This is a genomic window from Geodermatophilus sp. SYSU D00079, assembly GCF_054050635.1.
The window spans coordinates 30,744-56,545 of record NZ_JBJGZS010000020.1; the positions used below are offsets into that span (position 1 = coordinate 30,744).

At 75.1% G+C, this 25,802-nt stretch carries 22 protein-coding genes; 6 read left to right on the plus strand and 16 right to left on the minus strand.

Annotated elements, in window-relative coordinates; translation table 11 throughout:
- The first annotated feature begins 23 nt into the window (after positions 1-23).
- Genes ACI79E_RS15875 through ACI79E_RS15885 form a run of 3 tightly spaced genes read left to right on the plus strand, consistent with a single transcriptional unit; the run spans position 24 to position 4,062 of the window.
- A complete protein-coding gene (locus ACI79E_RS15875; protein WP_456933531.1) occupies positions 24-1,934 on the plus strand; it encodes a primary-amine oxidase in 1,911 nt (636 codons plus the stop codon).
- On the plus strand, positions 1,931-2,362 hold the full coding sequence (locus ACI79E_RS15880; protein WP_456933532.1) for a hypothetical protein: 432 nt from the start codon (positions 1,931-1,933) through the stop codon (positions 2,360-2,362). The genes ACI79E_RS15875 and ACI79E_RS15880 overlap by 4 nt, the downstream gene beginning before the upstream one ends.
- Positions 2,359-4,062, plus strand: a complete 1,704-nt coding sequence (locus ACI79E_RS15885; RefSeq protein WP_456933533.1) for an AMP-binding protein — start codon at positions 2,359-2,361, stop codon at positions 4,060-4,062. The genes ACI79E_RS15880 and ACI79E_RS15885 overlap by 4 nt, the downstream gene beginning before the upstream one ends.
- Before the next feature lie 47 nt (positions 4,063-4,109).
- On the opposite strand, the gene ACI79E_RS15890 is transcribed toward ACI79E_RS15885, so the two are convergent.
- The 3 genes from ACI79E_RS15890 to ACI79E_RS15900 all read right to left on the minus strand — a co-directional run bounded on the left by ACI79E_RS15890 (position 4,110) and on the right by ACI79E_RS15900 (position 7,837).
- Positions 4,110-4,304 carry a YbdD/YjiX family protein gene (locus ACI79E_RS15890; RefSeq protein WP_456933534.1) on the minus strand — a complete coding sequence of 65 codons (195 nt, stop codon included), beginning with the start codon at positions 4,302-4,304 and terminating at the stop codon, positions 4,110-4,112.
- The gene (locus tag ACI79E_RS15895; RefSeq protein WP_456933535.1) at positions 4,301-6,523 is read right to left on the minus strand and encodes a carbon starvation CstA family protein; all 2,223 of its coding nucleotides are present in this window, start codon (positions 6,521-6,523) and stop codon (positions 4,301-4,303) included. Before ACI79E_RS15895 ends, ACI79E_RS15890 begins: the two co-directional genes overlap by 4 nt.
- Positions 6,524-6,709: 186 nt before the next feature.
- Positions 6,710-7,837 (minus strand): 5-methyltetrahydropteroyltriglutamate--homocysteine S-methyltransferase, encoded by a 1,128-nt coding sequence (locus ACI79E_RS15900; RefSeq protein WP_456933536.1) that lies wholly within the window; start codon positions 7,835-7,837, stop codon positions 6,710-6,712.
- Between the two features lie 278 nt (positions 7,838-8,115).
- On the opposite strand from ACI79E_RS15900, the gene ACI79E_RS15905 reads away from it, so the two are divergent.
- Positions 8,116-8,706 carry a ComF family protein gene (locus tag ACI79E_RS15905; protein ID WP_456933537.1) on the plus strand — a complete coding sequence of 197 codons (591 nt, stop codon included), beginning with the start codon at positions 8,116-8,118 and terminating at the stop codon, positions 8,704-8,706.
- A 4-nt stretch (positions 8,707-8,710) separates the two neighbouring features.
- On the opposite strand, the gene ACI79E_RS15910 is transcribed toward ACI79E_RS15905, so the two are convergent.
- The 7 genes from ACI79E_RS15910 to ACI79E_RS15940 all read right to left on the minus strand — a co-directional run bounded on the left by ACI79E_RS15910 (position 8,711) and on the right by ACI79E_RS15940 (position 16,107).
- On the minus strand, positions 8,711-9,265 hold the full coding sequence (locus ACI79E_RS15910; protein ID WP_456933538.1) for a DUF1353 domain-containing protein: 555 nt from the start codon (positions 9,263-9,265) through the stop codon (positions 8,711-8,713).
- Between the two features lie 63 nt (positions 9,266-9,328).
- Positions 9,329-11,611, minus strand: a complete 2,283-nt coding sequence (pucD, locus tag ACI79E_RS15915) for a xanthine dehydrogenase subunit D (protein ID WP_456933539.1) — start codon at positions 11,609-11,611, stop codon at positions 9,329-9,331.
- Entirely contained in the window at positions 11,608-12,072 is a 465-nt protein-coding gene (locus ACI79E_RS15920; protein ID WP_456933540.1) for a (2Fe-2S)-binding protein, read from the minus strand. The genes pucD and ACI79E_RS15920 overlap by 4 nt, the downstream gene beginning before the upstream one ends.
- Positions 12,072-12,932, minus strand: coding sequence for an FAD binding domain-containing protein (locus tag ACI79E_RS15925; RefSeq protein ID WP_456933541.1), 861 nt, complete (start codon positions 12,930-12,932; stop codon positions 12,072-12,074). The genes ACI79E_RS15920 and ACI79E_RS15925 overlap by 1 nt, the downstream gene beginning before the upstream one ends.
- A gap of 114 nt (positions 12,933-13,046) precedes the next feature.
- The gene (locus tag ACI79E_RS15930) at positions 13,047-13,394 is read right to left on the minus strand and encodes a cupin domain-containing protein (protein WP_456933542.1); all 348 of its coding nucleotides are present in this window, start codon (positions 13,392-13,394) and stop codon (positions 13,047-13,049) included.
- A gap of 58 nt (positions 13,395-13,452) precedes the next feature.
- Positions 13,453-15,186 carry a bifunctional metallophosphatase/5'-nucleotidase gene (locus tag ACI79E_RS15935; RefSeq protein ID WP_456933543.1) on the minus strand — a complete coding sequence of 578 codons (1,734 nt, stop codon included), beginning with the start codon at positions 15,184-15,186 and terminating at the stop codon, positions 13,453-13,455.
- 60 nt (positions 15,187-15,246) lie between these two features.
- Positions 15,247-16,107 (minus strand): SDR family oxidoreductase, encoded by an 861-nt coding sequence (locus ACI79E_RS15940; RefSeq protein WP_456933544.1) that lies wholly within the window; start codon positions 16,105-16,107, stop codon positions 15,247-15,249.
- 74 nt (positions 16,108-16,181) lie between these two features.
- On the opposite strand from ACI79E_RS15940, the gene ACI79E_RS15945 reads away from it, so the two are divergent.
- Both ACI79E_RS15945 and ACI79E_RS15950 read left to right on the plus strand, forming a co-directional pair.
- On the plus strand, positions 16,182-17,192 hold the full coding sequence (locus ACI79E_RS15945) for an iron-containing redox enzyme family protein (protein ID WP_456933545.1): 1,011 nt from the start codon (positions 16,182-16,184) through the stop codon (positions 17,190-17,192).
- A 104-nt stretch (positions 17,193-17,296) separates the two neighbouring features.
- The gene (locus ACI79E_RS15950; protein WP_456933546.1) at positions 17,297-18,853 is read left to right on the plus strand and encodes a methyl-accepting chemotaxis protein; all 1,557 of its coding nucleotides are present in this window, start codon (positions 17,297-17,299) and stop codon (positions 18,851-18,853) included.
- A gap of 9 nt (positions 18,854-18,862) precedes the next feature.
- On the opposite strand, the gene ACI79E_RS15955 is transcribed toward ACI79E_RS15950, so the two are convergent.
- The 6 genes from ACI79E_RS15955 to glnA form a co-directional block, all read right to left on the minus strand.
- Complete coding sequence (locus tag ACI79E_RS15955; RefSeq protein ID WP_456933547.1) at positions 18,863-19,174, minus strand: CDGSH iron-sulfur domain-containing protein; 312 nt, start codon at positions 19,172-19,174, stop codon at positions 18,863-18,865.
- Positions 19,175-19,234: 60 nt separating this feature from the next.
- A complete protein-coding gene (locus ACI79E_RS15960; RefSeq protein ID WP_456933548.1) occupies positions 19,235-19,522 on the minus strand; it encodes a hypothetical protein in 288 nt (95 codons plus the stop codon).
- An 85-nt stretch (positions 19,523-19,607) separates the two neighbouring features.
- On the minus strand, positions 19,608-20,417 hold the full coding sequence (locus tag ACI79E_RS15965; RefSeq protein ID WP_456933549.1) for an MIP/aquaporin family protein: 810 nt from the start codon (positions 20,415-20,417) through the stop codon (positions 19,608-19,610).
- A 110-nt stretch (positions 20,418-20,527) separates the two neighbouring features.
- Entirely contained in the window at positions 20,528-23,629 is a 3,102-nt protein-coding gene (locus ACI79E_RS15970) for a bifunctional [glutamine synthetase] adenylyltransferase/[glutamine synthetase]-adenylyl-L-tyrosine phosphorylase (RefSeq protein ID WP_456933550.1), read from the minus strand.
- A 5-nt stretch (positions 23,630-23,634) separates the two neighbouring features.
- Positions 23,635-24,366, minus strand: coding sequence for a type 1 glutamine amidotransferase (locus ACI79E_RS15975; protein WP_456933551.1), 732 nt, complete (start codon positions 24,364-24,366; stop codon positions 23,635-23,637).
- Between the two features lie 65 nt (positions 24,367-24,431).
- Positions 24,432-25,772: a type I glutamate--ammonia ligase gene (gene glnA / locus ACI79E_RS15980; RefSeq protein ID WP_456933552.1), complete on the minus strand. Its 1,341-nt coding sequence runs from the start codon at positions 25,770-25,772 to the stop codon at positions 24,432-24,434.
- Between the last annotated feature and the right edge of the window lie 30 nt (positions 25,773-25,802).

A 25,802-nucleotide genomic window follows, 5' to 3' on the forward strand; every position in this document is an offset into this window, starting at 1 on the left:
CGCACCACCGAAACGGAGACGCCATGACCCTCACCGCCCCCACCACCACCGCCACCCACCCGCTGGCGCGGCTGACCGCCGAGGAGATCACCGCCGCCCGCGAGGCCGTCGAGGCGGCCGGGCTGCTCGGCGACACGACCAAGTTCGTCTACGTCGGCCTGGACGAGCCGCACAAGCGCGAGGTGCTCGCGTGGCGGCCCGGGCAGCCGGTGGAGCGCCGGCTGCGGGTGCTGCTGCTGGACCGGGCCACCGGCCAGGGCCGGGACCTCACCGTCGCGCTGCCCGCGCGCAGCGTGGTCCGCGACGTCGAGATCGACGGCGTGGCCGACGGCCAGGTGCCGATCCTCGACGCCGAGTTCGAGGCGATCGAGCCGATCCTCGCCGCCGACGAGCGCTGGGTGGCCGCCATGGCCAAGCGCGGCCTGGACGTCGCCGAGGTCCGCGCGGTCCCGCTGTCGGCCGGCTCGTACTTCCCCGAGGAGTTCGGCGACCGCGTCGTCCGGGTCCTCGGCTTCCACCAGGCCGACCCCACCGACCTGCCCTGGGCGCACCCGGTGGACGGCGTCGTGGCCTACGTGGACATCACCCGCGGGGTCACCACCGCGGTGCACGACCACTACGACCTGCCCGTGCCGGCCGAGCGGGCCGACCTGGACCAGGCCACCCACCCGCACCCGGTGCGCGACCTCAAGCCGCTGGAGATCACCCAGCCCGAGGGGCCGAGCTTCACCGTCGAGGACGACGTCGTCCGGTGGGCCGGGTGGGAGTTCCGTGTCGGCTTCGATGTCCGCGAGGGGCTGACCCTGCACCAGGTCTCCATCGACGGCCGCTCGGTGGTCTACCGCGCGTCGATCTCGGAGATGGTCGTGCCCTACGCCGACCCCTCGCCGGTGCGCTTCTGGCAGAACTACTTCGACACCGGCGAGTACCTCTTCGCCCGGTACACCAACGCCCTGGAGCTGGGCTGCGACTGCCTCGGCGAGATCCACTACTTCGACGCCACGATCGCCGACGAGGACGGCGCCCCGCGGGTGCTGCGCAACGCCATCTGCCTCCACGAGGAGGACTACGGCGTGGGCTGGAAGCACACCGACCTGTTCAACGGGATGGCCGAGACCCGCCGCTCCCGCCGCCTGGTGGTCAGCTTCTTCACCACCATCGGCAACTACGACTACGGCTTCTACTGGTACCTCTACCTCGACGGCACCATCCAGCTGGAGTCCAAGGCCACCGGCATCGTGTTCACGTCGTCCTACCGCGGGGACGAGCACCCGTACGCGACCGAGATCGCGCCGGGTCTGGGGGCGCCGTTCCACCAGCACCTGTTCTCGGCGCGGCTGGACATGGCCGTCGACGGCGACCGCAACACCGTGCACGAGGTGGACGCCGTCCGGGTGCCGGTGAGCGACACCAACCCCTACGGCAACGCCTTCACCCGCCGCTCCACCCCGATCACCCGCGAGTCCGAGGCCGCGCGGGTGGCCGACGGCACGGTCGGGCGGGTCTGGCACGTGCTCAACCCGGAGAAGACCAACCGGCTGGGCCAGCCGGTCGGCTACGCGCTGCACCCGGAGAACCTGCCGCTGATGCTGGCCGACGAGTCCTCCTCGATCCACCAGCGCGCCACCTTCGGCACCCGGAGCCTGTGGGTGACGCAGTACGACCCGGCCGAGCGCTACGCGGCCGGCGACTTCGTCAACCAGCACCCCGGCGCCGCGGGGCTGCCGGCCTTCGTCCAGGCCGACCGCCCCCTGGAGGGCCAGGACGTCGTCCTGTGGCACACCTTCGGGCTCACCCACTTCCCGCGCCCGGAGGACTGGCCGGTCATGCCGACCGACTACGCCGGGTTCACCCTCAAGCCGGTGGGCTTCTTCGACCGCAACCCCGCGCTGGGGACGCCGCGGTCGACGTCGTCCCACTGCGCCCACGAGTGAGCACCTCCCCCCTGCGCCCGGCGGCGGTCGGGCTCCCGACCGTCGCCGGCCGGGCGGCCGCCGTGCTGGCGCTCGCCTCCGCCGGGGTGCACGCGGCCGCGGTGGACACCGGCTCGCTGACCTCGCTGGCCATGGTGGGGATGGCGCTGGCGTGCCTGCCCTGCGCCTGGCACCTGTGGCGGGCGCCGGCGCCCCGGGTGTGGGCCACCACCGTCGCGCTGGACCTCGGCATGCTCGCCGTCCACGCGCCGGTGGCGGCGGGCTCCGGCGGCCACGTCCACGGCGGGTCGGGGACGGCGCAGACCGGGGTCGTCCTCGTCACCGCGTCCCTGCTGCTCGGCCTCGCCGTCCTCGGCGTCCTCGCCGTCCGGACGGCGGCCGAGCGCCTCGCCCTGACCGCCGACGGAGAGCAGACTCCCCGACCATGACCGCGACCGATGCCTACCGCGCCGCCCGTGACCAGCTGCTGGCCCTGCGGGGCCAGCACGACCGAGCCGTGGCCGAGTTCCGCTGGCCCGACCTCGGCGAGCGGTTCAACTGGGCGGTGGACTGGTTCGACACGATCGCGCGCGGCAACGGCCGGCCGGCACTGGTGCTGGCCGAGGACGACGGCACGACCACCACGCGGACCTTCGACGAGATGGCCCGCCGCTCCGACCAGGTCGCCGCCTGGCTGGCCGCCCGGGGCGTGCAGCGGGGCGACCGGGTGCTGCTCATGCTCGGCAACCAGGTCGAGCTGTGGGAGTCGATGCTGGCGATCATGAAGCTGGGCGCGGTCATCATGCCGACGACCACCGCCCTGGGCCCGAACGACCTCGTCGACCGGGTCGGCCGCGGCGGGGCCCGCCACGTGCTCTGCAACGTCGCCGACACCGCCAAGTTCGACTCCGTGCCCGGCGACTACACCCGGCTCAGCGTCGGCCCGGCCGAGGGGTGGGCCGACCTGCACGAGGCCGCGCAGCTCGACGCCGGGCCGGCCGCGCACCCGGGCACCGCCCCGGGCGACCCGCTGCTGCTCTACTTCACCTCCGGCACGACGTCGCGGCCCAAGCTGGTCGAGCACACCCAGGTCTCCTACCCCGTCGGGCACATGAGCACGATGTACTGGCTGGGCCTGCGCCCGGGCGACGTCCACCTCAACGTCTCCTCCCCCGGCTGGGCCAAGCACGCCTGGTCCTGCTTCTTCGCCCCGTGGATCGCCGAGGCGACGGTCTTCCTGCACAACTACAAGCGGTTGGAGCCCGCGACCCTGCTGCAGAGCATCCGCACCCACGGGGTGACGTCGTTCTGCGCGCCGCCCACGGTGTGGCGGATGCTCATCAACGCCGACCTCTCCGGCGGGCCCGGCGCCCTGCGCGAGGTGATCGGCGCCGGCGAACCGCTCAACCCCGAGGTGATCGAGCAGGTGCGGCGCGCCTGGGGGCTGACCATCCGCGACGGCTACGGGCAGACCGAGACCACCGCGCAGGTCGGCAACACCCCCGAGGCACGGGTGCTGCCCGGCTCGATGGGCCGCCCGCTGCCCGGCGTCCCGGTGGCGCTGGTCGACCCGCTCACCGGCCGGCCGGTCGAGGGCCCCGGCGAGGGCGAGATCTGCCTGGACCTCGCGCAGTCCCCGCTGCCGCTGATGACCGGCTACCAGGGCGACGCCGAGCGCAACGCCGAGGCCATGGCCGGCGGCTACTACCACACCGGTGACATCGCCAGCCGGGACGCCGACGGCTACATCACCTACGTCGGGCGCACCGACGACGTCTTCAAGGCCTCGGACTACAAGATCAGCCCGTTCGAGCTGGAGTCGGTGCTCATCGAGCACCCGGCGGTCGCCGAGGCCGCCGTCGTCCCCGCGCCGGACGCGGTGCGCCTGGCCGTGCCCAAGGCGTACGTGGCGCTGGCGCCGGGGCACGAGCCGACCGAGGAGACGGCGCTGGCGATCCTGCGGTACGCCCGCGAACACCTGGCGCCGTTCCAGCGGGTGCGCCGCGTGGAGTTCGCCGAGCTGCCCAAGACCATCTCCGGGAAGATCCGCCGGGTGGAGCTGCGCGGCCGGGAGGAGCAGCTCGCCGGGGTCGAGGGGCCGCGGCCCGGCGAGTGGCGCGACGACCAGTTCCCCGCGCTGCGCGGCTGAGTCCCGGCCGTGCCGGGGCCCCCGGGTGAGGGGCCCCCGGCACGGCGTCAGCAGCAGCGGCTGACCGGCGTCCGCTCCAGGGCGTCGGCCCGGCGCCGCTCGAACTCCCGGCGGCTGACCGGCTCGTGCCCGTGCTCGGCGCAGTGCCGCAGGTAGTCGTCCCAGCGGGCCTCCCCGCTCCACTCGCGCAGGTACCAGCGCACCCCGCGCCACGCCCGGACGGCGAGGTCGCCCGCGCTCACGCCACTCCCCCGTCGCTCGGCCGCCCCGCCCCGACCAGCCGCTCGTGCTCGGCCATCGCCCGCTTCTCCTCGGCGGTGGCGAACAGGCCGGCCGGCTCGACGATCTCCGACCGGACCGGCGGCTCCTCGGTGGTGGGCACCGGCCCGCCGGCCCGGATGGCCCGCGCGATGACCACGACCGCGTTGACGACGACGACCAGCACGAGGACGGCGAACAGCGCCTGCAGGACGCCGTTGAGGGTGGAGTTGAAGACCACCTTGTCCATCTGTGCCGCGTCCTGGGCCGGGGCCAGGACCTCCCCCGCCGCGCGGGCGTCGGCGTAGCGCTGCCGCTGGGCGAAGTACCCGACGGCCGGGTCGGAGGAGAACACCTTCTGGAAGCTCGCGGTCATCGTGACCACGAGGTCCCAGGCCAGGGGGATCGCGGTCACCCAGGCGTACCTCAACCGCCCGTGCTTGATGAGCAGCACGGTGACCAGCGTCAGCGCGATGGCGGCCAGCAGCTGGTTGGCGATGCCGAACAGCGGGAACAGCTGGTTCACGCCGCCGAGGGGGTCGGTCACGCCCACGTAGAGGATGTAGCCCCACAGGCCCACGGTGATCGCGCTGGCGATGAGGTTGCCCGGCCGCCACGACAGGTCGCCGAACTTCTTCCAGACGTTGCCGATGGTGTCCTGGAGCATGAACCGCCCCACCCGCGTGCCGGCGTCGACCGCGGTCAGGATGAACAGCGCCTCGAACATGATCGCGAAGTGGTACCAGAAGGCCGCCATCCCGCTGCCGAACGCGTCGGACAGGATGTTCGCGATCCCGACGGCGAGCGTGGGCGCGCCGCCGGTACGGGAGACGAGGCTCGGCTCCTGCACGGCCGCCGAGGCCGCGGCGAGGTCCTCCGCCGACGTCGGGAAGCCCAGGCCGCTGACGTAGGCCGCCGCGGACGCCGCCTCCCCGCCGGTCGCACCGGCCGGGCTGTTCATCGCGAAGTAGAGCCCCTGGTCGATGACCACGGCCGCGATCAGCGCGCTGATCGCGACGAAGGACTCCATGAGCATGCCGCCGTAGCCGATCAGGCGGACCTGGCTCTCCTTGGCCACCATCTTCGGCGTCGTCCCCGAGGAGATCAGGGCGTGGAAGCCCGACAGCGCGCCGCAGGCGATCGTGATGAACACGAACGGGAACAGCGAGCCGGCGAACACCGGGCCGGTGCCCTCGCGGGCGAACTCGGTGACCGCGTCGGCCTGCAGGACCGGGCGGGCCAGGAGCAGCCCGATGGCGAGCAGGACGATCACGCCGACCTTCATGAACGTCGACAGGTAGTCGCGCGGGGTGAGCAGCAGCCACACCGGCAGCACCGAGGCGACGAACCCGTAGACCACCAGCGCGAGGACCAGCCACTCCTTGGACAGCGTCAGCGCCTCGCCGAGCCCGGTGTCGTCGACCCAGCCGCCCCCGATGACGGCCAGCAGCAGCAGGACGACGCCGATGGCGGTGGCCTCGAGCACCCGGCCGGGCCGGATGGTGCGCAGGTACACGCCCATGAACAGCGCGATCGGGATGGTCAGCGCGATGGAGAAGACGCCCCACGGCGACTCGGCCAGGGCGTTGACCACGATGAGCGCGAGCACCGCCAGGATGATGATCATGATGGCGAAGACGGCGATGAGCGCGGCGATGCCGCCGACGATCCCGATCTCCTCGCGGACCATCTGGCCCAGGCTCTTGCCGTTGCGCCGCATGGAGAAGAACAGGACGGTCATGTCCTGCACCGCGCCGGCGAAGATGACGCCGACGATGATCCAGATGGTGCCCGGCAGGTAGCCCATCTGGGCGGCGAGCACCGGCCCGACCAGCGGGCCGGCACCGGCGATCGCGGCGAAGTGGTGCCCGAAGAGCACCCGCCGGTCGGTGACGTCGAAGTCGATGCCGTTGTGCAGCCGCTCGGCCGGGGTGGCGCGGGTGTCGTCCACCCGGAGCACACGGCGGGCGATGAACCGCGCGTAGAAGCGGTAGGCGATGGCGTACGAGGCCAGCGCCGCGAACAGGATCCACAGCGCCGAGACCGTCTCCCCGCGCGAGAGCGCGAGCACCGTCCACGCCACCGCGCCGACCGCGGCGACCAGCACCCAGACCACCACGGTCTTCAGCGACGGACGACGGCGGACGTCGCCGTCGCGGGGCTGACCTCCGCCGGTGTCGTCCCTGCTGACGGTCGTCGACATGAGCGCCTCCCTGCATGCCAGGCTGCGCCCGGACGACGCTGCCCGCGGTCGAGGACGATCATGCTGCGTCCGGCCCCGGCCCACCACCGGAACGAGTCCGGACCGTGACCCTGGTGACGTACTGGAACGGCCACCCTCCAGGGTCCCGCGCCGGGCGTGCGAGGCGTGGGGGGAAGGGGGGTCCCCTCAGTAGCCCCAGACCTCCTGGGCGGTCTCCACGACCAGGGCCAGCTTGGCGATCTGCTCGTCGCGGGTCAGCGCGTTGCCCTCGACGGTCGAGGAGAAGCCGCACTGCGGCGAGATGGCCAGCTGGTCCAGCGGCACGTACCTGGAGGCCTCCTCGATCCGCCGCTTGAGGGTGTCCTTGTCCTCCAGCTCGGGGCGCTTGCTGGTGACCAGGCCGAGCACCACCCGCTTGCCCGGCGGGACGAAGCGCAGCGGCTCGAACCCGCCGGAGCGGGCGTCGTCGTACTCGAGGAAGAACCCGTCCACCTCCAGGCCGCCGAACAGCGCCTCGGCGACGAAGTCGTACCCGCCCTCGGCGACCCACGAGGAGCGGAAGTTGCCCCGGCACAGGTGGGTGGTCACGGCCAGGCCCTCGGGACGGCCGGCCAGCGCGGCGTTGATCTGCCGGATGTAGCGCTCGTGCTGGTGCTCGGCGTCGCGGCCCTGCTCGGCCAGCTCCGCCCGCTGCGCGGGGTCGTTGAGGTAGGCCAGGCTCGTGTCGTCCAGCTGCAGGTAGGTGCACCCCTGCGCGGCGATGCCCTGCACCTGCTGGCGGTAGGCCGCCGACAGCGCGTCCCAGAACGCGTCCTCGTCCGGGTAGACGGCCGGGTCGATGGCCGCCGCACCCCCGCGGTAGTGGACCATCGACGGCGAGGGGATGGTCAGCTTGGCCGTCTGCCCCTCTCCGACCACCGACTGCAGGTAGGCGAAGTCGGCGCCGAAGATCGGCTCGTCGATCGACAGCGGCCCGTCGACGTGCAGCCCGGCCGGCACCCAGTCGATGTCCCCGTCGGCGTTGTGGAAGTGGACCGGGCGACCCCCACCCTCCACCTTCGTGATCCCGGTGATCGCGTAGATGAAGTCCATGTGCCAGGTGGCGCGGCGGAACTCGCCGTCCGTGGCGGTGCGCAGCCCGACGTCCCCCTGCAGGCGGACGACGTCGGCGATCGCCTGGTCCTCGATGGCGCGCAGCTCGGCGGCGTCGATCTCGCCGGCGGCGGAACGGGCACGGGCGTCGAGCAGGTTCTGCGGGCGCAGGAGGCTGCCGACGTGGTCGGCGCGGAACGGCGGCCCGGAGGAGTCGGTCATGGCGCCCAGCTTGGTCGATCCGGCCGGGTCGCGGTGCCCGTTTCGTCGCCGTCCCCGTCGACCGCGGCACCGTCCCTGCTCTACGGTCACCTCCCCTCTCTGCGCCAGCAGCGGCCCACCGAGGCAGGTGCCCGATGCCGATCGACCCGGCGAGGCTGCAGCCACCCGCGGCCGGTCTCGACTCCTGCGAGACGTGCGCCTACCGGACGTGCGGGACGCCGGAACTGTGCTTCGCGTGCTGCCGCGGCCCGGCCGCTCCACGACGGGGCGGCTGCCCGGTGTGCGGACAGCGGCTGGACCGGGGCTCCTGCCCGAACACCGTGTGCGGGTTCGACGACCGCTGCTTCACCCGCATCCACACCGTCTCCGAACAGCCGGAGGCGATGTGGCGAGCCGTCCACCGCTACAAGTACGACGAGGACCGCAGCTGGGCGGAGGTGCTGGGCCGCGTCCTCGTCGGGTTCCTCGACGCACACCGGGAGGAGATGGCCCGCTTCGACGTCATCACCACCGGCGCCATCTACGTGGGGCCCCGGGCGATCCGGCTGTGGGACTACCTGCGGCTGGTCCTCGAGGCGGCCGAGCGGGCGGGCCCCGGGTGGCCGTTCGCCCCCGGCCTCATCGCGAAGTCCGGGCCCACCGGCCGCTTCCTCGGCATCAGCGCCGAGGCCCGCCGCGAGATCGCCGAGGGGCAGCTGCGCAGCGCGCTGTCGGTGCCCGAGCCCGACCGGGTGGCCGGCAGGCGGGTCCTCGTCGTCGACGACGTCTACTCGGAGGGCTTCTCCCTGCGGGAGATGGCCCGGGTGCTGCTGGCCGCCGGCGCGACCGAGGTGGCCGGACTGGTGCTCACCCGCCGCAAGGGCGGCTGACCGGTCAGGAGGGCGACGCCGTCCCGGTGGGCACGACCAGCGGCTCGGTCCCGGCCGGCACGAACCGGCCGACCACCCACTCGGCGGCGGCGAAGGCCAGCAGGCCGGGGAGGATCACCACCGCCGGGGGGACGACGAGCGGCGCGGCCAGCACCGAGATGGCGAGGACGCCGCCGGCGCTGGCCCACCACCCGGGACGGCGCACCGGGTCGGCCAGGGCCCCCCACCGCACGCCGGTCCACATGAGCCAGCGGCGCAGCACCGGCACCCCGCTCTCCCGCATCACGCGGCGGAACAGCCCGTCGGCCTCCCGGGAGGTGACGACGCCGGAGGTGATCCCCGCGGTGCACAGCCAGTCGTGCAGCACCGCCGCCAGGGTGAAGGCCCCGAACCGCGGCACCAGCCAGGTGACCAGCCGGGGCACGGTGGCGAAGTCGGTGCGGAACCCGGCGGGGACGACGAACCGGTCGCGGTCACCCCGGTAGACCAGCGGCTCGACCACGGCCCACCACTCCGCGTCCACCCGGCGGACGACGAGGTCCGCGGTCTCGAACGGCACAGCCCACCCTGGCCCACACCGCCCGGGACCGCGCGGGCACCCGGTGACGCGACCCCGGTGCGCTCACACCCCGGTGACGTGCTCGGGGCGGATCGGCACCCGCCGCAGCGGCCGGCCGCACGCGTCGCGCACCGCGGCGGCCACCGCCGGACCGGAGGAGATCGTCGGTGGCTCCCCCACCCCGCGCACGCCGTAGGGCGCGTGCGGGTCGGGGTTCTCCAGCAGCTCCACCCGCATCGGGGGCACGTCGAGGACGGTGGGCAGGAGGTAGTCGGTGAACGAGGGGTTGCGCACGTGCCCGTCCGCCACGACCACCTCCTCCATCAGCGCCAGGCCCATCCCCTGCGCCGACCCGCCGTGGACCTGGCCGACGACGGCGTCCGGGTTCACCGCCCGCCCGACGTCCTGGGCGGTGTCGAGGGCGACCACCTTGACCAGGCCGAGCTCGACGTCGACGTCCACCACCGCACGGTGCGCGGAGAACGCGAACTGCACGTGCGCGTCGCCCTGGCCGGTCTGCGGGTCGACGGCGTGGGTGGGCCGGTGCCGCCACTCGACGGTCTCCTCGACCGCGTCGTCGCCGAGCAGGTCGCCGAGCCCGGCCAGCACCTCGCCCGAGGGGCCGACGACCTCCTCGCCGTCCAGCCGGAGGCCGGCGACCGGCCGGTCCAGCGCGACGGCGGCCCGCTGCAGCACCGCCGTGCGCACCGCCTCGCAGGCGGCCCTGACCGCGCCGCCGGTGACGTAGGTCTGCCGGGACGCCGAGGTCGACCCGGCCGAGCCGACCGACGTGTCGGCGGGGACGACCACCACGCGGTCCACGCCGAGCTCGGTGCGGGCGATCTGCTGCTGCACGGTGACCAGGCCCTGACCGACCTCGGCCGCGGCGGTGTGCACGCTGACGGTGGGCTCCCCGCCGACCACCTCCAGCCGCACCCGGGCGGTGGAGAAGTCGTCGAAGCCCTCGGAGAAGCCCACGTTCTTGACGGTGACCGCGTACCCGACCCCCCGGCGGACGCCCTCGCCGTGGGTGGTGTTGCCGAGGGCGCCGGGGAGGGCCCGCAGGTCGCCGGTGTCCGCGGGCGGCGGCAGCGGCATCGCGGCCACGCGCGTCACCAGCTCGGCCACGGGGGCGGCGGAGTCGACCAGCTGGCCGGTGACGGTGCGGTCGCCCTCGCGCAGGCCGTTGCGCCGCCGGATCTCCACCGGGTCGACGCCGACGGCGGCGGCGAGCTCGTCCATCAGCGCCTCGTAGGCGAAGGCGGTCTGCACGCAGCCGAAGCCGCGCATCGCCCCGCACGGCGGGTTGTGGGTGAACACGCCGTAGGCGTCGACGGCCACCGAGGGGAAGCGGTAGGGCCCGAGGCCGAGCAGCCCGGCGTTGCCGACGACCGCGGCGGTGGACGAGGCGTAGGCGCCGCCGTCGAGCAGCACCCGGGCCCGCGCGTAGCGCAGGGTGCCGTCGCGCTCGGCGCCGAACTCGTAGGTCATCGTGGCCGGGTGCCGGTGCACGTGCCCGTGGAAGGACTCCTCGCGGCCGTAGCTCATCTTCACCGGCCGGCCCGTGCGCAGCGCCAGCAGGCAGGCGTGCACGTGCACCGAGAGGTCCTCCCGGCCGCCGAACGCGCCGCCGACGCCGGCGAGGGTCAGCCGCACCCTCTCCGGCGGCAGGCCGAGGGCCAGGCAGACCTGGCGCTGGTCGACGTGCAGCCACTGGGTGGCGACGAACAGGTCCACGCCGCCGTCCTCGGCCGGGACGGCGAGCCCGGCCTCGGGGCCGAGGAAGGCCTGGTCCTGCATGCCGACCTCGAAGTCGAGGGAGACCACGACCGGGGCGGTGGGGTGCTCCTCGCCGCGGCGCAGCCGCAGGTGGCGGACCAGGTTGCCGCCGGGGTGCACCTGCGGGGCGTCGTCGTCCAGCGCGCGGCGGGGGTCGGTCAGCGCGGGCAGCACCTCGTAGTCGACGCGGATCCGCCGGGCCGCGCGGCGGGCGGTCTCGGGGTGGTCGGCGGCGACCAGCGCCACCGGCTCCCCCTCGTAGCGGACGACGTCCGCGGCGAGCACCGGCTGGTCGGCGTGCTCGAGGCCGAAGGCGTTCTCCCCCGGCACGTCGTCGGCGGTGAGGACGGCGGTGACCCCGGGGACGGCGAGCGCCTCGGAGACGTCGATGCCGCGGATGCGGGCGTGCGGGTGCGGGCTGCGCAGCGTGACGCCCCAGACCATGTCGTCGTGCCACAGGTCGCTGGCGTAGGCGAACTCGCCGGTGACCTTGAGCGTGGCGTCGGGGCGCGGGGCGCTCTCGCCGACGCGCCCGGTCGTGCGGACCCCGGCCCCGGTCGCGGTCATGCACGGCGCTCCGCGGCCAGCCGGACGGCGTCGAGGACCTTCTCGTAGCCGGTGCAGCGGCACAGGTTGCCGGCCAGCGCCTCCCGGATCTCCGGGTCGCTCGGCCGCGGCACCCGGGCCAGCAGGTCGTGCGCGGCGACGACCAGGCCCGGCGTGCAGAAACCGCACTGCACCGCGCCGGCCTCGACGAACGCCTCCTGCACCGGCGAGAGGGCACCGCCGTCGGCCAGCCCCTCGACGGTGGTCACCGACCGGCCGGTGGCCTGACCCGCGGCGACCAGGCAGGCGCACACCGGCTCCCCGTCGAGCAGGACCGTGCACGACCCGCACTCGCCCTGCTCGCAGGCGTTCTTCGCGCCGGGCAGGCCCAGCCGCTCCCGGAGCACGTACAGCAGGCTCTCCCCCGGCCAGACGTCGTCCACCTCCTGCGGGGTGCCGTTGACGGTCGTGGCCACGCGCATCAGGCCGCCCTCCTCAGGTCGTCCCAGGCCCAGGTGGCGGCGCGGCGCGCCATCACCGCGAGGGAGTGCCGCCGGTAGGCCGCGCTCCCCCGGACGTCGTCGATGGGCGCGGCGGCGGCGGCCACCCGCTGCCCGAACTCCGCGGCCACGGCGTCCGGCAGCGGACCGCGGGAGGCCCAGTCCAGCTCCGCGGCCAGGAACGCCTCGGCCTCCGGCGCCCGCCGCGGGGTGGGTGCGGCCGAGCCGATGCCGGTGCCGACCGCCTGCCGGTCGGGGTGCAGGGCCAGGGCGAAGGCCGACACCGCGATGACCATCGCGTTGCGGGTGCCGACCTTGCAGAACTGCTGCGGCCCGGCGGCCGCGGGCACGAGGACCGCGGCGATCAGCTCGTCGGGGGCGAGCACCGTCCGCTTCACACCGGTGAAGAAGTCGGCGACCGGCACGCGGCGGGCACCCCGGGCGGCCGAGGCGAGCTCGACCTGCGCACCGGCGGCCAGCAGCGGCGGGTGCGCGTCGCCGGCCGGGGACGCCGAGCCGAGATTGCCCCCGACGGTGCCCCGCGCCCGGATCTGCGGCGAGCCGACCGTGCGGGCGGCGATCGCCAGCCCCGGCAGTCGCGTGCGCAGCTCACCGACGACCCGCGCGTAGGGGACGCCGGCGCCGAGCCGGACCACCTCCCCGTCGGTCGTCCACTCCTGCAGCTCGGGCACCCGGGTGAGGTCGAGCAGGCCGGCGGGACGGCGCCGGTCGAAGGTCAGGTCGACCATGACGTCCGTGCCGCCCGCAAGGGGCAGCGCGTCGGGGTGCTCGGCCCGGGCGGCCAGCGCGTCGGCCCACGACGTCGGCTGCAGGAAGTCCACGGCGCCCTCCTCGGCGCCCCGCGCGCGGCGCTGCACGAGGGACGTGTCGAGGAGGAAACCGCCCGCGGCCGGTCGTGACAAGGAGTACCGGCCGGGTGCGTTCCGGCGCCGCGGTCAGGGGCCGCTCGGCCCCAGCGACGCGGACACCTCGGGCGCGGCCGGCCGCGGCTCCTTGAGCTCCACGAAGATCGAGTGGCTCGGTGTGCTGCCGGTGTTCTCGCCGGAGTGCTCCTGCGCCGACACCCACCGGGCCTGGCCCGCGGTCAGCTCGACGTCCACCTCGCGACCGCCGCCGTACAGCCGCCGCTGGAACGAGCTCAGCGTGATCATGACGCTGTCGGGGTGCCGGTGGGGCCTGGTGCGGTACCCCGGCTCGTCGGTGTACTCCAGCACGCGCACGCGCTCGTTCTCGAACACCACCCGGTACGCGCCCGGGTCGGTGACCGTCGGGTCCTCGCCCATGCCGCGACGCTAGCCCTGTCGGGACGGCTCGGACAGGCCCGCCGGCGGACCCGCCGCGTCAGACCGCGCCGATGCGGTCCAGCGCCGGTGCCGCGACCGGCGAGCTCGCCCCCAGATACGCGGTGAGGGCGTCGAGGTCGATCGGCCCGGTGACCGGGGCGGTGCCGCCGGTCAGGACGGTGAAGCCGTCACCCCCGCCGGCGAGGAAGTTGTTCACCGTGACCCGGTACGTGGACCCGGCGAGCACCGGCTGGCCCCCGATCTGCACCGAGTCGTCGGGGACGCGGGTACCGGTGCAGGGGTCACCGCCCACAGGGGCCGGCACGCCGGCCGGGTCCACCCGGTAGCGCACGCTCGCCGACGGGTACAGCACCCTCTCCACCGCGAACTGCTGCTCGAGCAGGCAGTTCAGCTGCGCCCCGGTGAGGTCGAGGGTCACCAGGTTGTTGGCGAACGGCTGCACCGTGAACGCCTCCTCGTAGGTGACCTCGCCGGCCAGCAGGTCCGCGCGCACCCCACCGGGGTTCATGAACGCCGCGACCGCCCCGGCCTCGTCGTCGGTCGCCGCCAGCTGGGCGTCGGCGACGACGTTGCCCAGGGTGGACTCCGCGCCGTCGAGGATCGGCTCCTGCGCCCGGGTGAGGTCCACCGCGGCCGTCCCGACCACCTCGTTGGCGATCGGCCCGAGCGCCTCCCGGTAGCGGGTGATCAGCTCGGTCTGCGCGGGGTCGGCGGCGACGTCCCGCGTCACGACGACGTTCTCGGCGGCCGCGGAGACGACGTCCCCGCTGCGCCGGTCGACCGCGAGGTCGATGTCGGTGACCAGCCGGCCGGCGGAGCTGCCGCTGGTGACCAGCTTCCCGGACAGCTCGCAGTTGTACGCCTGGTGGGTGTGGCCGCTGACGACGACGTCGATCGCGTCGTCCATGCCGGCGGCGATGTCGACGACCGGGCCGGTGAGCCCGGAGCAGCCGTTGACGTCCCAGGCGTTCTCCCCGGTCTGCACGCCGCCCTCGTGCAGCAGGACGACGATCGCCTCGACGCCCTGCTCCTGGAGCTCGGCGGCGTACCGGTTGGCCGTCTCCACCTCGTCGCGGAACTCCAGGCCGGCCGTGCCCTCCCGGCTGACGATGGCACCGGTGCCCTCCAGGGTCATGCCGATGAAGCCGATCTCCACCCCCTGCACCCGGTGCACGGCGGTGGGCGGCAGCAGCGGCTCGCCGGTGTCGGTGACGAAGGCGTTTGCCGACAGGTACTGGAAGGCCGCACCCTCGTACGGCGTCCCGTCGGCGCAGCCGTCGACCGGGTGGCAGCCGCCGTCCTGGATGCGCAGCAGCTCGGCCGGGCCCTCGTCGAACTCGTGGTTGCCGACGCTGGCGTAGTCCAGGCCGGCCAGGCCGAGGGACTCGATCGCCGGCTCGTCGTGGAAGGCCGCCGACAGCAGGGGTGAGGCGCCGATCAGGTCGCCGGCGGCGACGGTGACCGTGTTGCCCTGCTGCTGCGCGGCGGCCAGCTGGGCCAGCTGCGTGGCGAGGTACGCCGACCCGCCGGCGTCCACCGTCCGGGGCGTGCCGTCGGCGTCGACGCCCACCTGGATGCGGCCGCCGGACCCCGTCGGCGGCTCGAGGTTGCCGTGGAAGTCGTTGAGGGCCAGCAGCTGCACCTCGACGGGGCCGGGCCCGGGGGTGGCCGCGGCCGGGGCGGCGACGCCGAGGGGTACGGCGACGGTCAGCGCCGCCAGGGTGGTGGTCGCGGCGGCGGCACCGGCGCGGCGGCGGACGGTTCGGGGCATGCGGCTCTCCAGACGGGTGCGGGGCCGGACGACCCACCGTGGTCGAGCGGGGCGGGCCCGTCAAACGCGGGGACCGGTCCGCCGCTCGACCGACCGGGCGGCGATCCGGCGGATGCGGTCGGCCTGCCGCGACAGCAGCACGTCCAGCGCCCGGTCCACCGGCGGTACCTCCCCCAGCCGGGCCAGCCCCATCCACCGCGGCACCGCGACGGTGCGCGACCACGGCGTGGTCAGGCACCGGCTGATCTGGTCGGCGACCCGCTCGCTGCGGATGCCCCGGGAGAGCCGGCCGGGGGCGTCGGCGTCCGAGGCGGGCGGGGCACCGTGCCCGCGGGCCAGCCACTCGGTGGCCACCGGCCCCGGGTTGACGGTGTGCACCCGCACGCCACGGGCGGTGACCTCCCGGCGCAGGCCCTTGACGAACCCCTGCACCCCGGCCTTGGTCGCGGAGTAGACGGTCAGCGGCGGCACCTGGGACCAGGCCGCCGCCGACGCGACGGTCACCACGTCGGCCCGCCCCCGCTGCGCCGCCGCCTCGAGGAGGTGCGGCAGCGCGAGCCGGGTGACCTCGACGACCCCGGTGAGGTTGAGCGCGACCATGCCCTCCACCACCTCCCCGGGCATGTCCTCGACCAGCCCGGCCCAGCCCAGACCCGCGTTCAGGACGACGGCGTCGAGGCGGCCGTGCTCGTCGACGACCCGCTCGACCAGCCGGGCGCGGTCACCGGCGTCGGCGACGTCGGCCACCACGCCGGTGACGCCGGCCGGCAGTGACCGGAGCGCCTCGGCCAGCCGGTCCCCGTCCCGGGCGCAGGTCACCACCCGCGCGCCGCCGGCGGCCAGCCGGGCCACGGTGCTGCGGCCGATGCCGGCGCTGCCGCCGGTGACGAGGACGACGCGGTCGGCGAGGGAGGCACTCATGCCGGTGTCCTACCCCCGGGCGACACCGCACGCGCGGGTGCATCGAACCGGCAGGGCGTGGGCATGCTGGGCCCATGCACCTGCCCGCGCCCCGGGGCCCGCTCACCGCCGGCCTGTCCGCCGACCTGCGTGCCGGCGCCCTCTCCGACGGCACCGTCCAGCTGGCCGCCCGCACCGCGGACGCCTCGGCCGACCCCCTCGCCGACGAGGACCTCCAGCTGGCCCTCGCCGTCTGCTACGAGCTGCACTACCGCGGCTTCGACGGCGTCGACGAGGCCTGGGAGTGGGACCCCGCGCTGCTCACCCTGCGTGCGCACCTCGAGCGCCGGCACACCACGGCGCTGCGCGGGCTCGTCGGCGACCCGCAGGCCACCGGCGAGCCGATCGACCGGCAGCTCACCGAGCTCATCGCCGCCGACGACAGCCCGTCGCTGTCGTCGTACCTGGCCCGTTCCGGCTCCCTGACCCAGTGGCGGGAGTACCTGACCCTGCGGTCGGTGTACCACCTCAAGGAGGGCGACCCGCACACCTTCGCCGTCCCCCGGCTCAGCGGCCGGGCCAAGGCGGCCATGGTGGAGATCCAGGCCGACGAGTACGGCGGCGGGGCGCCCGCCCGCATGCACAGCGAGCTGTTCGCGGGCCTGCTGCGCGACCTCGACCTCGACGCCACGTACGGCGCGCTGTGGGACGACGCGCCGGCCTGCGCGTTCGCCTCGGTGAACACGATGTCGCTGTTCGGCCTGCACCGGCGGTGGCGCGGCGCCGCGCTGGGCCACCTCACCGCGGTGGAGATGACCTCCTCGGAGCCCTCCCGCCGCTACTCGGCCGGCCTGCGGCGCCTCGGGTACGGCGAGGCCACCCGCGTCTTCTACGACGAGCACGTCGAGGCCGACGCCGTGCACGAGCAGATCGCGTCGGTGGACATGTGCGGCTCGCTGGTCGACGAGGAGCCGCACCTGGCCGGCGACGTCCTGTTCGGCGCCGCCTGCGCGCTGGCCGTCGACGGGCTGGCGGCGCGCCACCTGCTGGCGGCCTGGGAGGCCGGCCGCTCGGGGCTGCGCGGACAGGGGGCCCTCGCCGCCTGAACCCGGGGGCGCCCCGACTGGATTCCGGTTGTGCGCTGCCGAAGTCAACCGGGACACCCCCGGGCGGCTGCGGCCGCACCCGGCCCGGACCACGGAGGACTCCCATGTGGCGGCGCACCGACCCCCAGCCCCCCTCCACGGGCGTGGCCCCCGTCGCGATGCCCCGCGACGTCGAGGCGCTGGAGAAGGTGCTCGACGTCCTCGACCAGGGCGTCACCAGTGAGACCGACGCCCACGTCAAGGTGGTCACCGCCCTGGTCGACGCCCTGGACATGGCCTACGGCGCGGTGTGGCTGCCGGCCGACGGCGGGTTCCGGCTGGAGGCGCAGCTCGGCGAGCTGGTGCCCGCGATGTCGCGCCGCTGGGCGGCCGACGACGTGATGACCAGCCGCGACGGCTTCGGTGGCCAGGCGGTCCGCGAGCAGCGCGAGGTGCTGTGCGACGGGTCCAGCCGGGCCAGCAGCTGCCTGCGCTGGACCACCGCCGCGGCGGCCGGGGCGACCCGCGGCTGCTTCCTGCCCATCGTCGAGGACGGCCGCGTGATCGCCGTCCAGGAGTACTACACCCGCGGGGAGCTGCCCTTCTTCGGCGGCCGGGCGGAGAAGTGGCGGGCGATCTCGCGGGTCGCGGCGCACGCCCGCCGCCAGGCGCTGGCCGCCGCCCAGCTCAAGGAGACCCTCGACGACCGCGAGGCGGTGACCACCGTCGTCGGTCAGGTCGGCCAGGCCCACGACCAGGCCTCGGCCCTGCGGACCGCGCTGGAGACGGTGCGGACGGCGTTCGGCTGGGCCTACGGCTCGTTCTGGGCCCTGGACCCGCAGGAGAACGTGCTCCGCTTCAGCGTGGAGTCCGGCTCCGCCGGCGAGGAGTTCCGCCGGGTGACCCTCAGCGCCAGCTTCGCCGAGGGCGTCGGGCTCTCCGGGCGGGCCTGGCGCGCGCGGGACCTGGTCTTCGTCCGCGACCTAGCCGAGGTCACCGACTGCGTCCGCGCTCCCGCTGCGCAGCGGGCCGGCGTCCGCTCGGGCGTGTGCTTCCCGATCATGGCCGACGGCCAGGTCATCGGGACGATGGACTTCTTCGTCACCGAGACCATCGACCTGTCGGCGTCGCGGGCCTCGGCGCTGCGCAACGTGCAGCAGCTGGTGTCGCAGCGGTTGGACATCCTCCGCCGGGCCGAGGCCGACGCCGCCAACTCCCGCGAGCTGCTGGAGACCGTGGCCCGCCTGCGGGACGCCGCGGCGGACGCCGGCCGGGTGGCCGAGAGCGCCGTCGGCAAGGCGTCGTCGATGACCGAGGAGGTGGAGGCCCTGGGCCGGGCGTCGGCGTCGGTCAGCGACGTCATCCGGATCATCTCCTCGATCGCCGACCAGACCAACCTGCTGGCGCTCAACGCGACCATCGAGGCCGCGCGCGCCGGGGAGCTGGGCCGCGGGTTCGCCGTCGTCGCCGGGGAGGTCAAGGACCTCGCCCGCGAGACCGCAGCGGCCACGCAGCGGGTGGCCACCCAGATCACCGGCATCCAGACCAGCACCGCGTCGGTGTCGGCCGGCATCCACGCCACCAGCGAGGTGATCGGTCAGCTCGACGCCGTCCAGGCCCGCATCGGCGAGGTGCTGGAGGAGCAGGAGCGGATGGCCAAGGCGTTCGACGCCCGCGGCTGAACCCGCGGGCTACCCCGGCCGGCCCGCGCGCCCGATGCGCGCGGCCGGCCGGGGTCGGGCCGGCGCGCTCGGCGCGGTGAAGCCGGCACGCTTGTGCGTGCCGTCGCAGAACGGCTTGATGCCGGACCGCCCGCAGCGGCACAGCGCCACCGTGTCGCGACCGGGGTCGATCTCCACGCCGTCCTGGTCGACCAGCCGGAAGTCGCCGCGCACGATCAGCGGGCCGTCCCGGTACGGGGTGATGGTGGCGCCGTCGCCGCGGGCCGGGACGTCGTCGTCCGGCTGGGTCGGGTCGGGTCGGGCGGGCAGGGGCTGCGGCACCCCGCTCCCCTGCCCCGCCCGGCCGGGCGTCACACCCGGGTCACCCACCCGGGGAACCGGTCAGCGCGGGTCCTCGCCCCACCGCACCCACGACGCCAGGAGCGGGTGCTCCGCGGCGAACGCCTCCCGCGCCTGGCGCTGGCGCGCCCGGCGCTCGGGGTGCTCGTGGTGGTGCATGATCTCCTCCCGGCGGGTGGAGCTCAGGTGGTGCAGGAGTGCCGCCGCGGGGTCGAACCGGCCGCCTCGGGCGGCCACGTCGTGGCGGGCCTCCCACTCGCACATCAGCTTCTCCGCCGGGGACATGTCGACGAACGGCCGCTCCGGCGTGCGGCGGGCGGGGTCTGACATCACGCTCACTCCTCCGGGTCGGTGCGCCTGCCCCCGTGGCCCCATGGTCCGCCTGCTCGTCCGGAGGGGGCAACCACCGCGGCCCTCACTCCCGGCGCCCCCGCTCGGACCGCTCGGACCCGGACGGCGTACGTGTCGACGACGCCGTCTCCGCGGGCAGCTCCACCCCGGTCCGGTCCACCGCGGCACCCTCCTCCGTCCCCGCCTCCTCCGGTGCCAGCGGCACCGTGAACGCCCGCGCCGCGAGGACGGCCAGGACCGCGCCCACCAGCGGGGCGACGACGAACAGCCACACGTGGGACAACGGGTCCCCTCCGGCGAACAGCGCCGGGCCCAGGGAGCGCGCGGGGTTGACCGACGTGCCGGTCAGCGGGATGGCCACCAGGTGGACGGCGGTGAGGGTCAGGCCGATCGCGAGGCCCGCGAAGCCGGGCGTGGCGGTCTTGCCGGTCACCAGCAGGATGACCAGGACGAACGCGGCGGTGAGCAGCGCCTCGAGGACGAAGGCGCCCCCAGCGCTGATCGTGGCCCCGTAGTCGTTGCTGCCCAGCGCCCCGGTCTGGTCGGTGACGCCGCCGAAGTCGCTGGCCAGCAGCCGCAGCAGCGCCGCCCCCGCGATGCCGCCGGCGAACTGGGCCACCCAGTAGCCGACGGCCTCGGGCAGCGTCATCCCCCGCGACAGCAGGACGCCGAGGGTCACCGCCGGGTTGATGTGGCAGCCCGAGACCGGGCCGATGGCGTAGGCGAGGGCGAGCAGCACCAGGCCGAAGGCCAGCGCGACGCCGGTGGGGCCCAGCTGCTCGATGCCGGCGACGGCCGAGCCGACGGCGATGAACACCAGCAGCGCGGTGCCGAGGAACTCCGCGAACAGGGACCGGGTCAAGGTGGCGGGCACCAGCTCTCCTCCGTGCGGCCGCATCCACGCCCCCGTGCTCCCCACGACCGCGGTGCGGATGGTGACCAGGCTGCTCCGGTCCGCAGTCGGCGACCAGGGACCTCCGTCCCTCAGCCCCCGGCCGGCCGGCCGTAGAAGACCGCGTCGACGACCGCCCGCGCGTGCCGCGTCGCGCGGCCGTAGTCGTCGAGGAACTGCCCGGGATCGGCGTCGGGGCCGTAGCCGCTGGCGCGGGCCACCCCGGCCAGCTCCGTCCCCGGCCGCGGCAGCTGGTCGCTGGGCCGGCCGCGGACCAGGAACACCGCGTTGCGCGCCCGGCAGGCCAGCTCCCACGCCGTCCGCAGGGCGTCGGCGTCGTCGGCGCCCAGCAGGCCGGCCTCCCGCAGCGCCACCAGGGCACCGACCGTCGAGGGCAGCCGCAGCGCGGGCACCTCGGCGGCGTGCTGCAGCTGCAGCAGCTGGACGGTCCACTCGACGTCGGCCAGCCCCCCGCGGCCGAGCTTGGTGTGCGTGGCGGGGTCCGCGCCGCGGGGCAGCCGCTCCCGCTCGACACGCGCCTTGATCCGGCGGATCTCGGCGACCTGCTCGGCGGTCAGCCCGTCGGCGGGGTACCGGATCGGGTCGACCAGCTCCACGAACGCCGTCCCGAGGGCCTCGTCGCCGGCGACCGGGACCGCGCGCAGCAGCGCCTGCACCTCCCAGACCGACATCCAGCGCTGGTAGTACTCGCGGTAGGAGTCCAGGCTGCGCACCAGCGCGCCCTGCCGGCCCTCCGGCCGCAGGTCCGCGTCGACCTCGAAGGCGGGGTCGGGCGCCGGCTCACCGAGCAGCCGGCGCAGGGTGTGCGCGATCGCGTTGGCCGCGGCGGTGGCCCTGGCGTCCTCGGCCCCCTCCCGGGGCCGGTGCACGAACAGGACGTCGGCGTCGGAGCCGTAGCCCATCTCGCCACCGCCGAGCCGGCCCATGCCGATGACCGCCACGTCGGTGGGCACGTCGGCCGGGTCGGTGCCGGCCTCCGCGGCGTGCACGCGGATCGCGGCGTCGAGGCCCACCTGCAGCGTGGCGACGGCGATGTCGGTGAGCGCCTGCCCGACCTGCTGCACGTCGAGCATCCCCAGCAGGTCCGCGGCGGCGACCCGGAGCAGCTCGGAGCGGCGCAGCCCGCGCAGCACCCGGACGCCGTCCTGCGGGTCGGCCGCCCGCGCCGAGGCCTGCCGCCACGCCCCGGCCAGGGTCGCGGCGCTGCGCGGCTGCAGCTCGGCGTCGTCGGCGAGGATCCGCAGCGCCTCGGGGGTGCGGGTCAGCAGCGAGGCGACGTACTGGCTGGAGCCGAGCAGCTGCGCCAGCCGCTCGGCGACCTGCCCCTCGTCGCGCAGCAGCCGCAGGTACCACTGGTTGCCGCCGAGGGCCTCGCTGACCTTGCGGTAGGCCAGCAGCCCGGCGTCGGGGTCGGCGCTGTCGGCGAGGGTCTGCAGCACCACCGGCAGCAGGTACTTCTGCATCGACGCCGACCGGGACACCCCGCCGGTGAGGGCGCCCATGTGCCGCAGGGCGCCGTCGGGGTCGGCGAAGCCGAGCGCGCGCAGCCAGTCGCCGGCCGCCTTCGAACCCAGCTGCGCGGCGTCGCCGGGCACCCGCGCCACCGCCGAGAGCAGCGGCCGGTAGAAGAGCTTCTCGTGCAGCCGGCGGACCTCGCGGGTGTGCAGGGCCAGCTCGGCGTCCAGGACGTCGACGGCCTCCCCCCGGTGGTCGGGCTTGTACCCCAGCGAGCGGGCCAGCCAGCGCAGCTGCTGCTCGTCGGTGGGCAGCAGGTGGGTGCGCCGCAGCCGCAGCAGCTGCAGCCGGTGCTCGACGGTGCGCAGGAACCGGTAGGAGGCGATCAGGGTGGCGGCGTCGTCCCGGCCGACGTAGCCGCCGGCCGACAGCGCCATCAGCGCCGGCACCGTGCCGCCCACCCGCAGCGACGGGTCGACCCGGCCGTGCACGAGCTGCAGCAGCTGGACGGCGAACTCGACGTCGCGCAGCCCACCGCGACCCAGCTTGAGCTCGCGCTCGGCCTGCGCCGGGGGGATGTTCTCCAGCACCCGGCGGCGCATGGCCTGCACCTCGGCGACGAAACCAGGCCGGTCGCCGGCCTTCCACACCAGCGGCCACAGCTCCTCGACGTAGGAGCGGCCGAGGTCCGGGTCGCCGGCGACCGGGCGCATCTTCAGCAGCGCCTGGAACTCCCAGGTGCTCGCCCACTGCGCGTAGTAAGCGGCGTGCCCGGCGAGGGTGCGCACCAGCGCGCCGGCCTTGCCCTCGGGGCGCAGGGCGGCGTCGACCTCCCAGGCGGCCTCCCGGCAGATGCGCATGAGCGCGGCGGCCACCCGGGTGGCGCTGCGGATCGCCCCGGTCTCGGCCTCGGCGGGGTCGACCGGCTCGCCGACGAAGACCACGTCGACGTCGCTGACGTAGTTCAGCTCGCGACCGCCGGTCTTGCCCAGCGCGATGACCGCCAGCCGGCAGGCCGCGGCGTCGGCCGGCTGCTCGGCGACGGCCAGGGCCAGCCCGGCGGTGAGGACGGCGGCGGCGATGTCGGCCAGCTCCGCGGCGACCTCGTCGGCGGTGAGGCCCTCGCCCAGGTCCCGCCCGGCGAGGGAGAGGATCGCCCGCCGGTAGGCCAGCCGCAGCTCGCCGATGCGCTGCGGGCTCGCGTCGGGCGCGGCCTTGCCCAGGCGCACGCCCCACGGCGGGTCGTCGGGGTCGGCGCCGACGGCGATCAGCATCTGCCGCTCCAGCGCCTGCGGGGTGGGCCGGGACGGGCCGCGGCCGTCGGAGTCCAGCACCGTCCAGTCACCGGGGTGCGCGGCCAGGTGGTCGGCGAGGCCGGAGCTGGCGCCCAGCACCGCCAGCAGCCGGGCCCGCAGCGCCGCCGAGCCGCGCAGGCGGGCCAGCAGCGCGGCGGCCGAGCCGCCGGCGGGGTCCTCCCGGTCCAGGGACTCCACGAGCCGGCGCAGCGACCGGACGGCGAGGTCGGGGTCGCCGGTGCGCGCGAGCGCCGACACCACGGGGCCGGCCTCGGGGTCGGCGGGCTCGTTGCGCTCGAGGTCCCACAGCCCCATGGCCGGCTCGGACAGCAGCCGGGCGGCCCGCTCGCCGTCCAGGAACCCGAACCGGACCAGCCGCACCACGGCCCGGCGCGGCACCTCCGTCGCGTCGCTCGTCGTCACGGCGCTCAGGCCGCCGCGCGGGCGCGGGCGCGCACCAGGTCGGCGAAGCGGCCGGCGAACGGCGCCCACACCTCCGCCAGGTCCGGGTGCACCGCGGCCGACCGGGCGCAGATGGTCTCCCGGTCCAGACCGCTGGCCGCCACGCCGACCACGTCGCGCTGCGCCCACTCGGCGACGATCTCCGGCGTCGTCTCGATGTGGAACTGGACCCCGTAGACGTGCCGGCCGACGCGGAAGGCCTGGTGCGGGTACACCGGGCTGCTCGCCAGCAGCGTGGCGCCGGCCGGCAGCTCGGCGATCTCGTCGTGGTGGAACTGGATGACGTCGGGGCTCAGCGGCAGCGGCCGGAACAGCGGGTCGGCGTCCGCGGCGTCGCGCTTGGCGACCAGCAGGGCGCCGACCTCGGGGCCCTCGACGCCCGTGCGCACCCGTCCGCCGCCGACCTCGGCCAGCAGCTGCGCGCCGAGGCAGACCGCCAGCGTGGGGACGTCGGCCTGCAGGGCCTCGGCCAGGAGCCGGCGGACCCCGACCAGCTCCGGGCTGGTCTCCTCGTCGTCCATGGCCGACTGCGGGCCGCCGAGCACCAGCAGCCCGTCGACGGCGGCGAGCGTCTCGGGCAGCTCGTCGCCGGTGCCCAGGTGGCGCTCGTCGAGCTCGAGCCCGGCCTCGCGCAGCCACTCGGCGAGGCGGGCGGGCGGGTCGGTCTCGTGCGGGACGACGACGAGCAGGCGGGCCACCGGACGAGCGTAGTCAGCCCCGAGCCGAGGGGCGGAGACGGCCGTCAACGCCCCTCGGCGACCGTTCACAGGCCCGGCAGGTAGCGGGTGAGCTCCCACGGGGTGACGTTCTGCCGGTAGGCGTTGAACTCGGCCCACTTGTTGCGCAGGAAGAACTGGAACACGTGCTCGCCGAGGGTCTCGGCGACCAGTTCGCTGCCCTGCATCGCGGTGAGGGCCTCACCGAGGGAGACCGGGAGGTCCTCGTAGCCGGCGGCGCGCCGCTCGGTGTCGGTGAGCGACCAGACGTCGTCCTCGGCCTCCGGCGGGAGCTCGTAGCCCTTCTCGATGCCACGCAGCCCGGCGGCCAGCAGGATGGCGAAGGTGAGGTAGGGGTTGCACGCGGAGTCCGGGGAGCGCACCTCGACCCGCGCCGACTGCGCCTTGCTCGGCTTGTACGAGGGCAGCCGCACCAGCGCCGAGCGGTTGGCCCGGCCCCAGGTCGCGGCCGTCGGCGCCTCGGTGCCGGCCAGCAGCCGCCGGTAGGAGTTCACCGTCTGGTTGGTGACGGCCGTGTACTCCTTGGCGTGGGCGAGCAGGCCGGCGATGAACTGCCGGCCGGTCGTCGACAGCTTCATCGGGTCGGCCGGGTCGTGGAAGGCGTTGCGGTCGCCCTCGAACAGCGACAGGTGGGTGTGCATCGCCGAGCCGGCCAGGTCGGTGAACGGCTTGGGCATGAACGTGGCGTGCACGCCCTGGGCCAGCGCCACCTCCCGGACGACGTGCCGCAGGGTCATGATGTTGTCGGCCATCGACAGCGCGTCGGCGTAGCGCAGGTCGATCTCCTGCTGGCCGGGGGCGACCTCGTGGTGGCTGAACTCCACCGAGATGCCCATCGCCTCCAGCGCGAACACCGCCTCGCGCCGGAAGTCGTGGGCGACGTTGTGGGTCGACAGGTCGAAGTAGCCGCCGTTGTCGGCCGGCTGCGGCGGGCTGCCGTCGGTGGGGAGGTCCTTGAGCAGGAAGAACTCCACCTCGGGGTGGGTGTAGAAGGTGAAGCCCATGTCCGCGGCCTTGGACAGGGTCCGGCGCAGCACGTGCCGGGGGTCGGCCCAGGACGGCGAGCCGTCGGGCAGCGTGAGGTCGCAGAACATCCGCGCGGTGTCGCTCGGCTCGCCCTTGGCAGCCGGCATCACCTGGAAGGTGCCCGGGTCGGGCTTGGCCAGCATGTCGGACTCGTAGACGCGGGCGAAGCCCTCGATGGCCGAGCCGTCGAAGCCGATGCCCTCGGCGAAGGCCGCCTCGATCTCGGCCGGTGCGACGGCCACCGCCTTGAGGTAGCCCGACACGTCGGTGAACCACAGCCGCACGAAGCGGATGTCGCGCTCTTCCAGGGTGCGCAGGACGAACTCCTGCTGTCGGTCCATGCTCGGCATGTTCGCGTCCAGTCGTTTCCG

Coding starts and splice junctions, on each gene's coding strand:
- ACI79E_RS15875 (WP_456933531.1), top strand. CDS start 24: ATGACCCTCACCGCCCCCACCACCACCGCCACCCACCCGCTGGCGCGG.
- ACI79E_RS15885 (WP_456933533.1), top strand. CDS start 2,359: ATGACCGCGACCGATGCCTACCGCGCCGCCCGTGACCAGCTGCTGGCC.
- ACI79E_RS15895 (WP_456933535.1), bottom strand. CDS start 6,523: ATGTCGACGACCGTCAGCAGGGACGACACCGGCGGAGGTCAGCCCCGC.
- ACI79E_RS15900 (WP_456933536.1), bottom strand. CDS start 7,837: ATGACCGACTCCTCCGGGCCGCCGTTCCGCGCCGACCACGTCGGCAGC.
- pucD (WP_456933539.1), bottom strand. CDS start 11,611: ATGACCGCGACCGGGGCCGGGGTCCGCACGACCGGGCGCGTCGGCGAG.
- ACI79E_RS15920 (WP_456933540.1), bottom strand. CDS start 12,072: ATGCGCGTGGCCACGACCGTCAACGGCACCCCGCAGGAGGTGGACGAC.
- ACI79E_RS15930 (WP_456933542.1), bottom strand. CDS start 13,394: ATGGGCGAGGACCCGACGGTCACCGACCCGGGCGCGTACCGGGTGGTG.
- ACI79E_RS15935 (WP_456933543.1), bottom strand. CDS start 15,186: ATGCCCCGAACCGTCCGCCGCCGCGCCGGTGCCGCCGCCGCGACCACC.
- ACI79E_RS15940 (WP_456933544.1), bottom strand. CDS start 16,107: ATGAGTGCCTCCCTCGCCGACCGCGTCGTCCTCGTCACCGGCGGCAGC.
- ACI79E_RS15945 (WP_456933545.1), top strand. CDS start 16,182: ATGCACCTGCCCGCGCCCCGGGGCCCGCTCACCGCCGGCCTGTCCGCC.
- ACI79E_RS15950 (WP_456933546.1), top strand. CDS start 17,297: ATGTGGCGGCGCACCGACCCCCAGCCCCCCTCCACGGGCGTGGCCCCC.
- ACI79E_RS15960 (WP_456933548.1), bottom strand. CDS start 19,522: ATGTCAGACCCCGCCCGCCGCACGCCGGAGCGGCCGTTCGTCGACATG.
- glnA (WP_456933552.1), bottom strand. CDS start 25,772: ATGGACCGACAGCAGGAGTTCGTCCTGCGCACCCTGGAAGAGCGCGAC.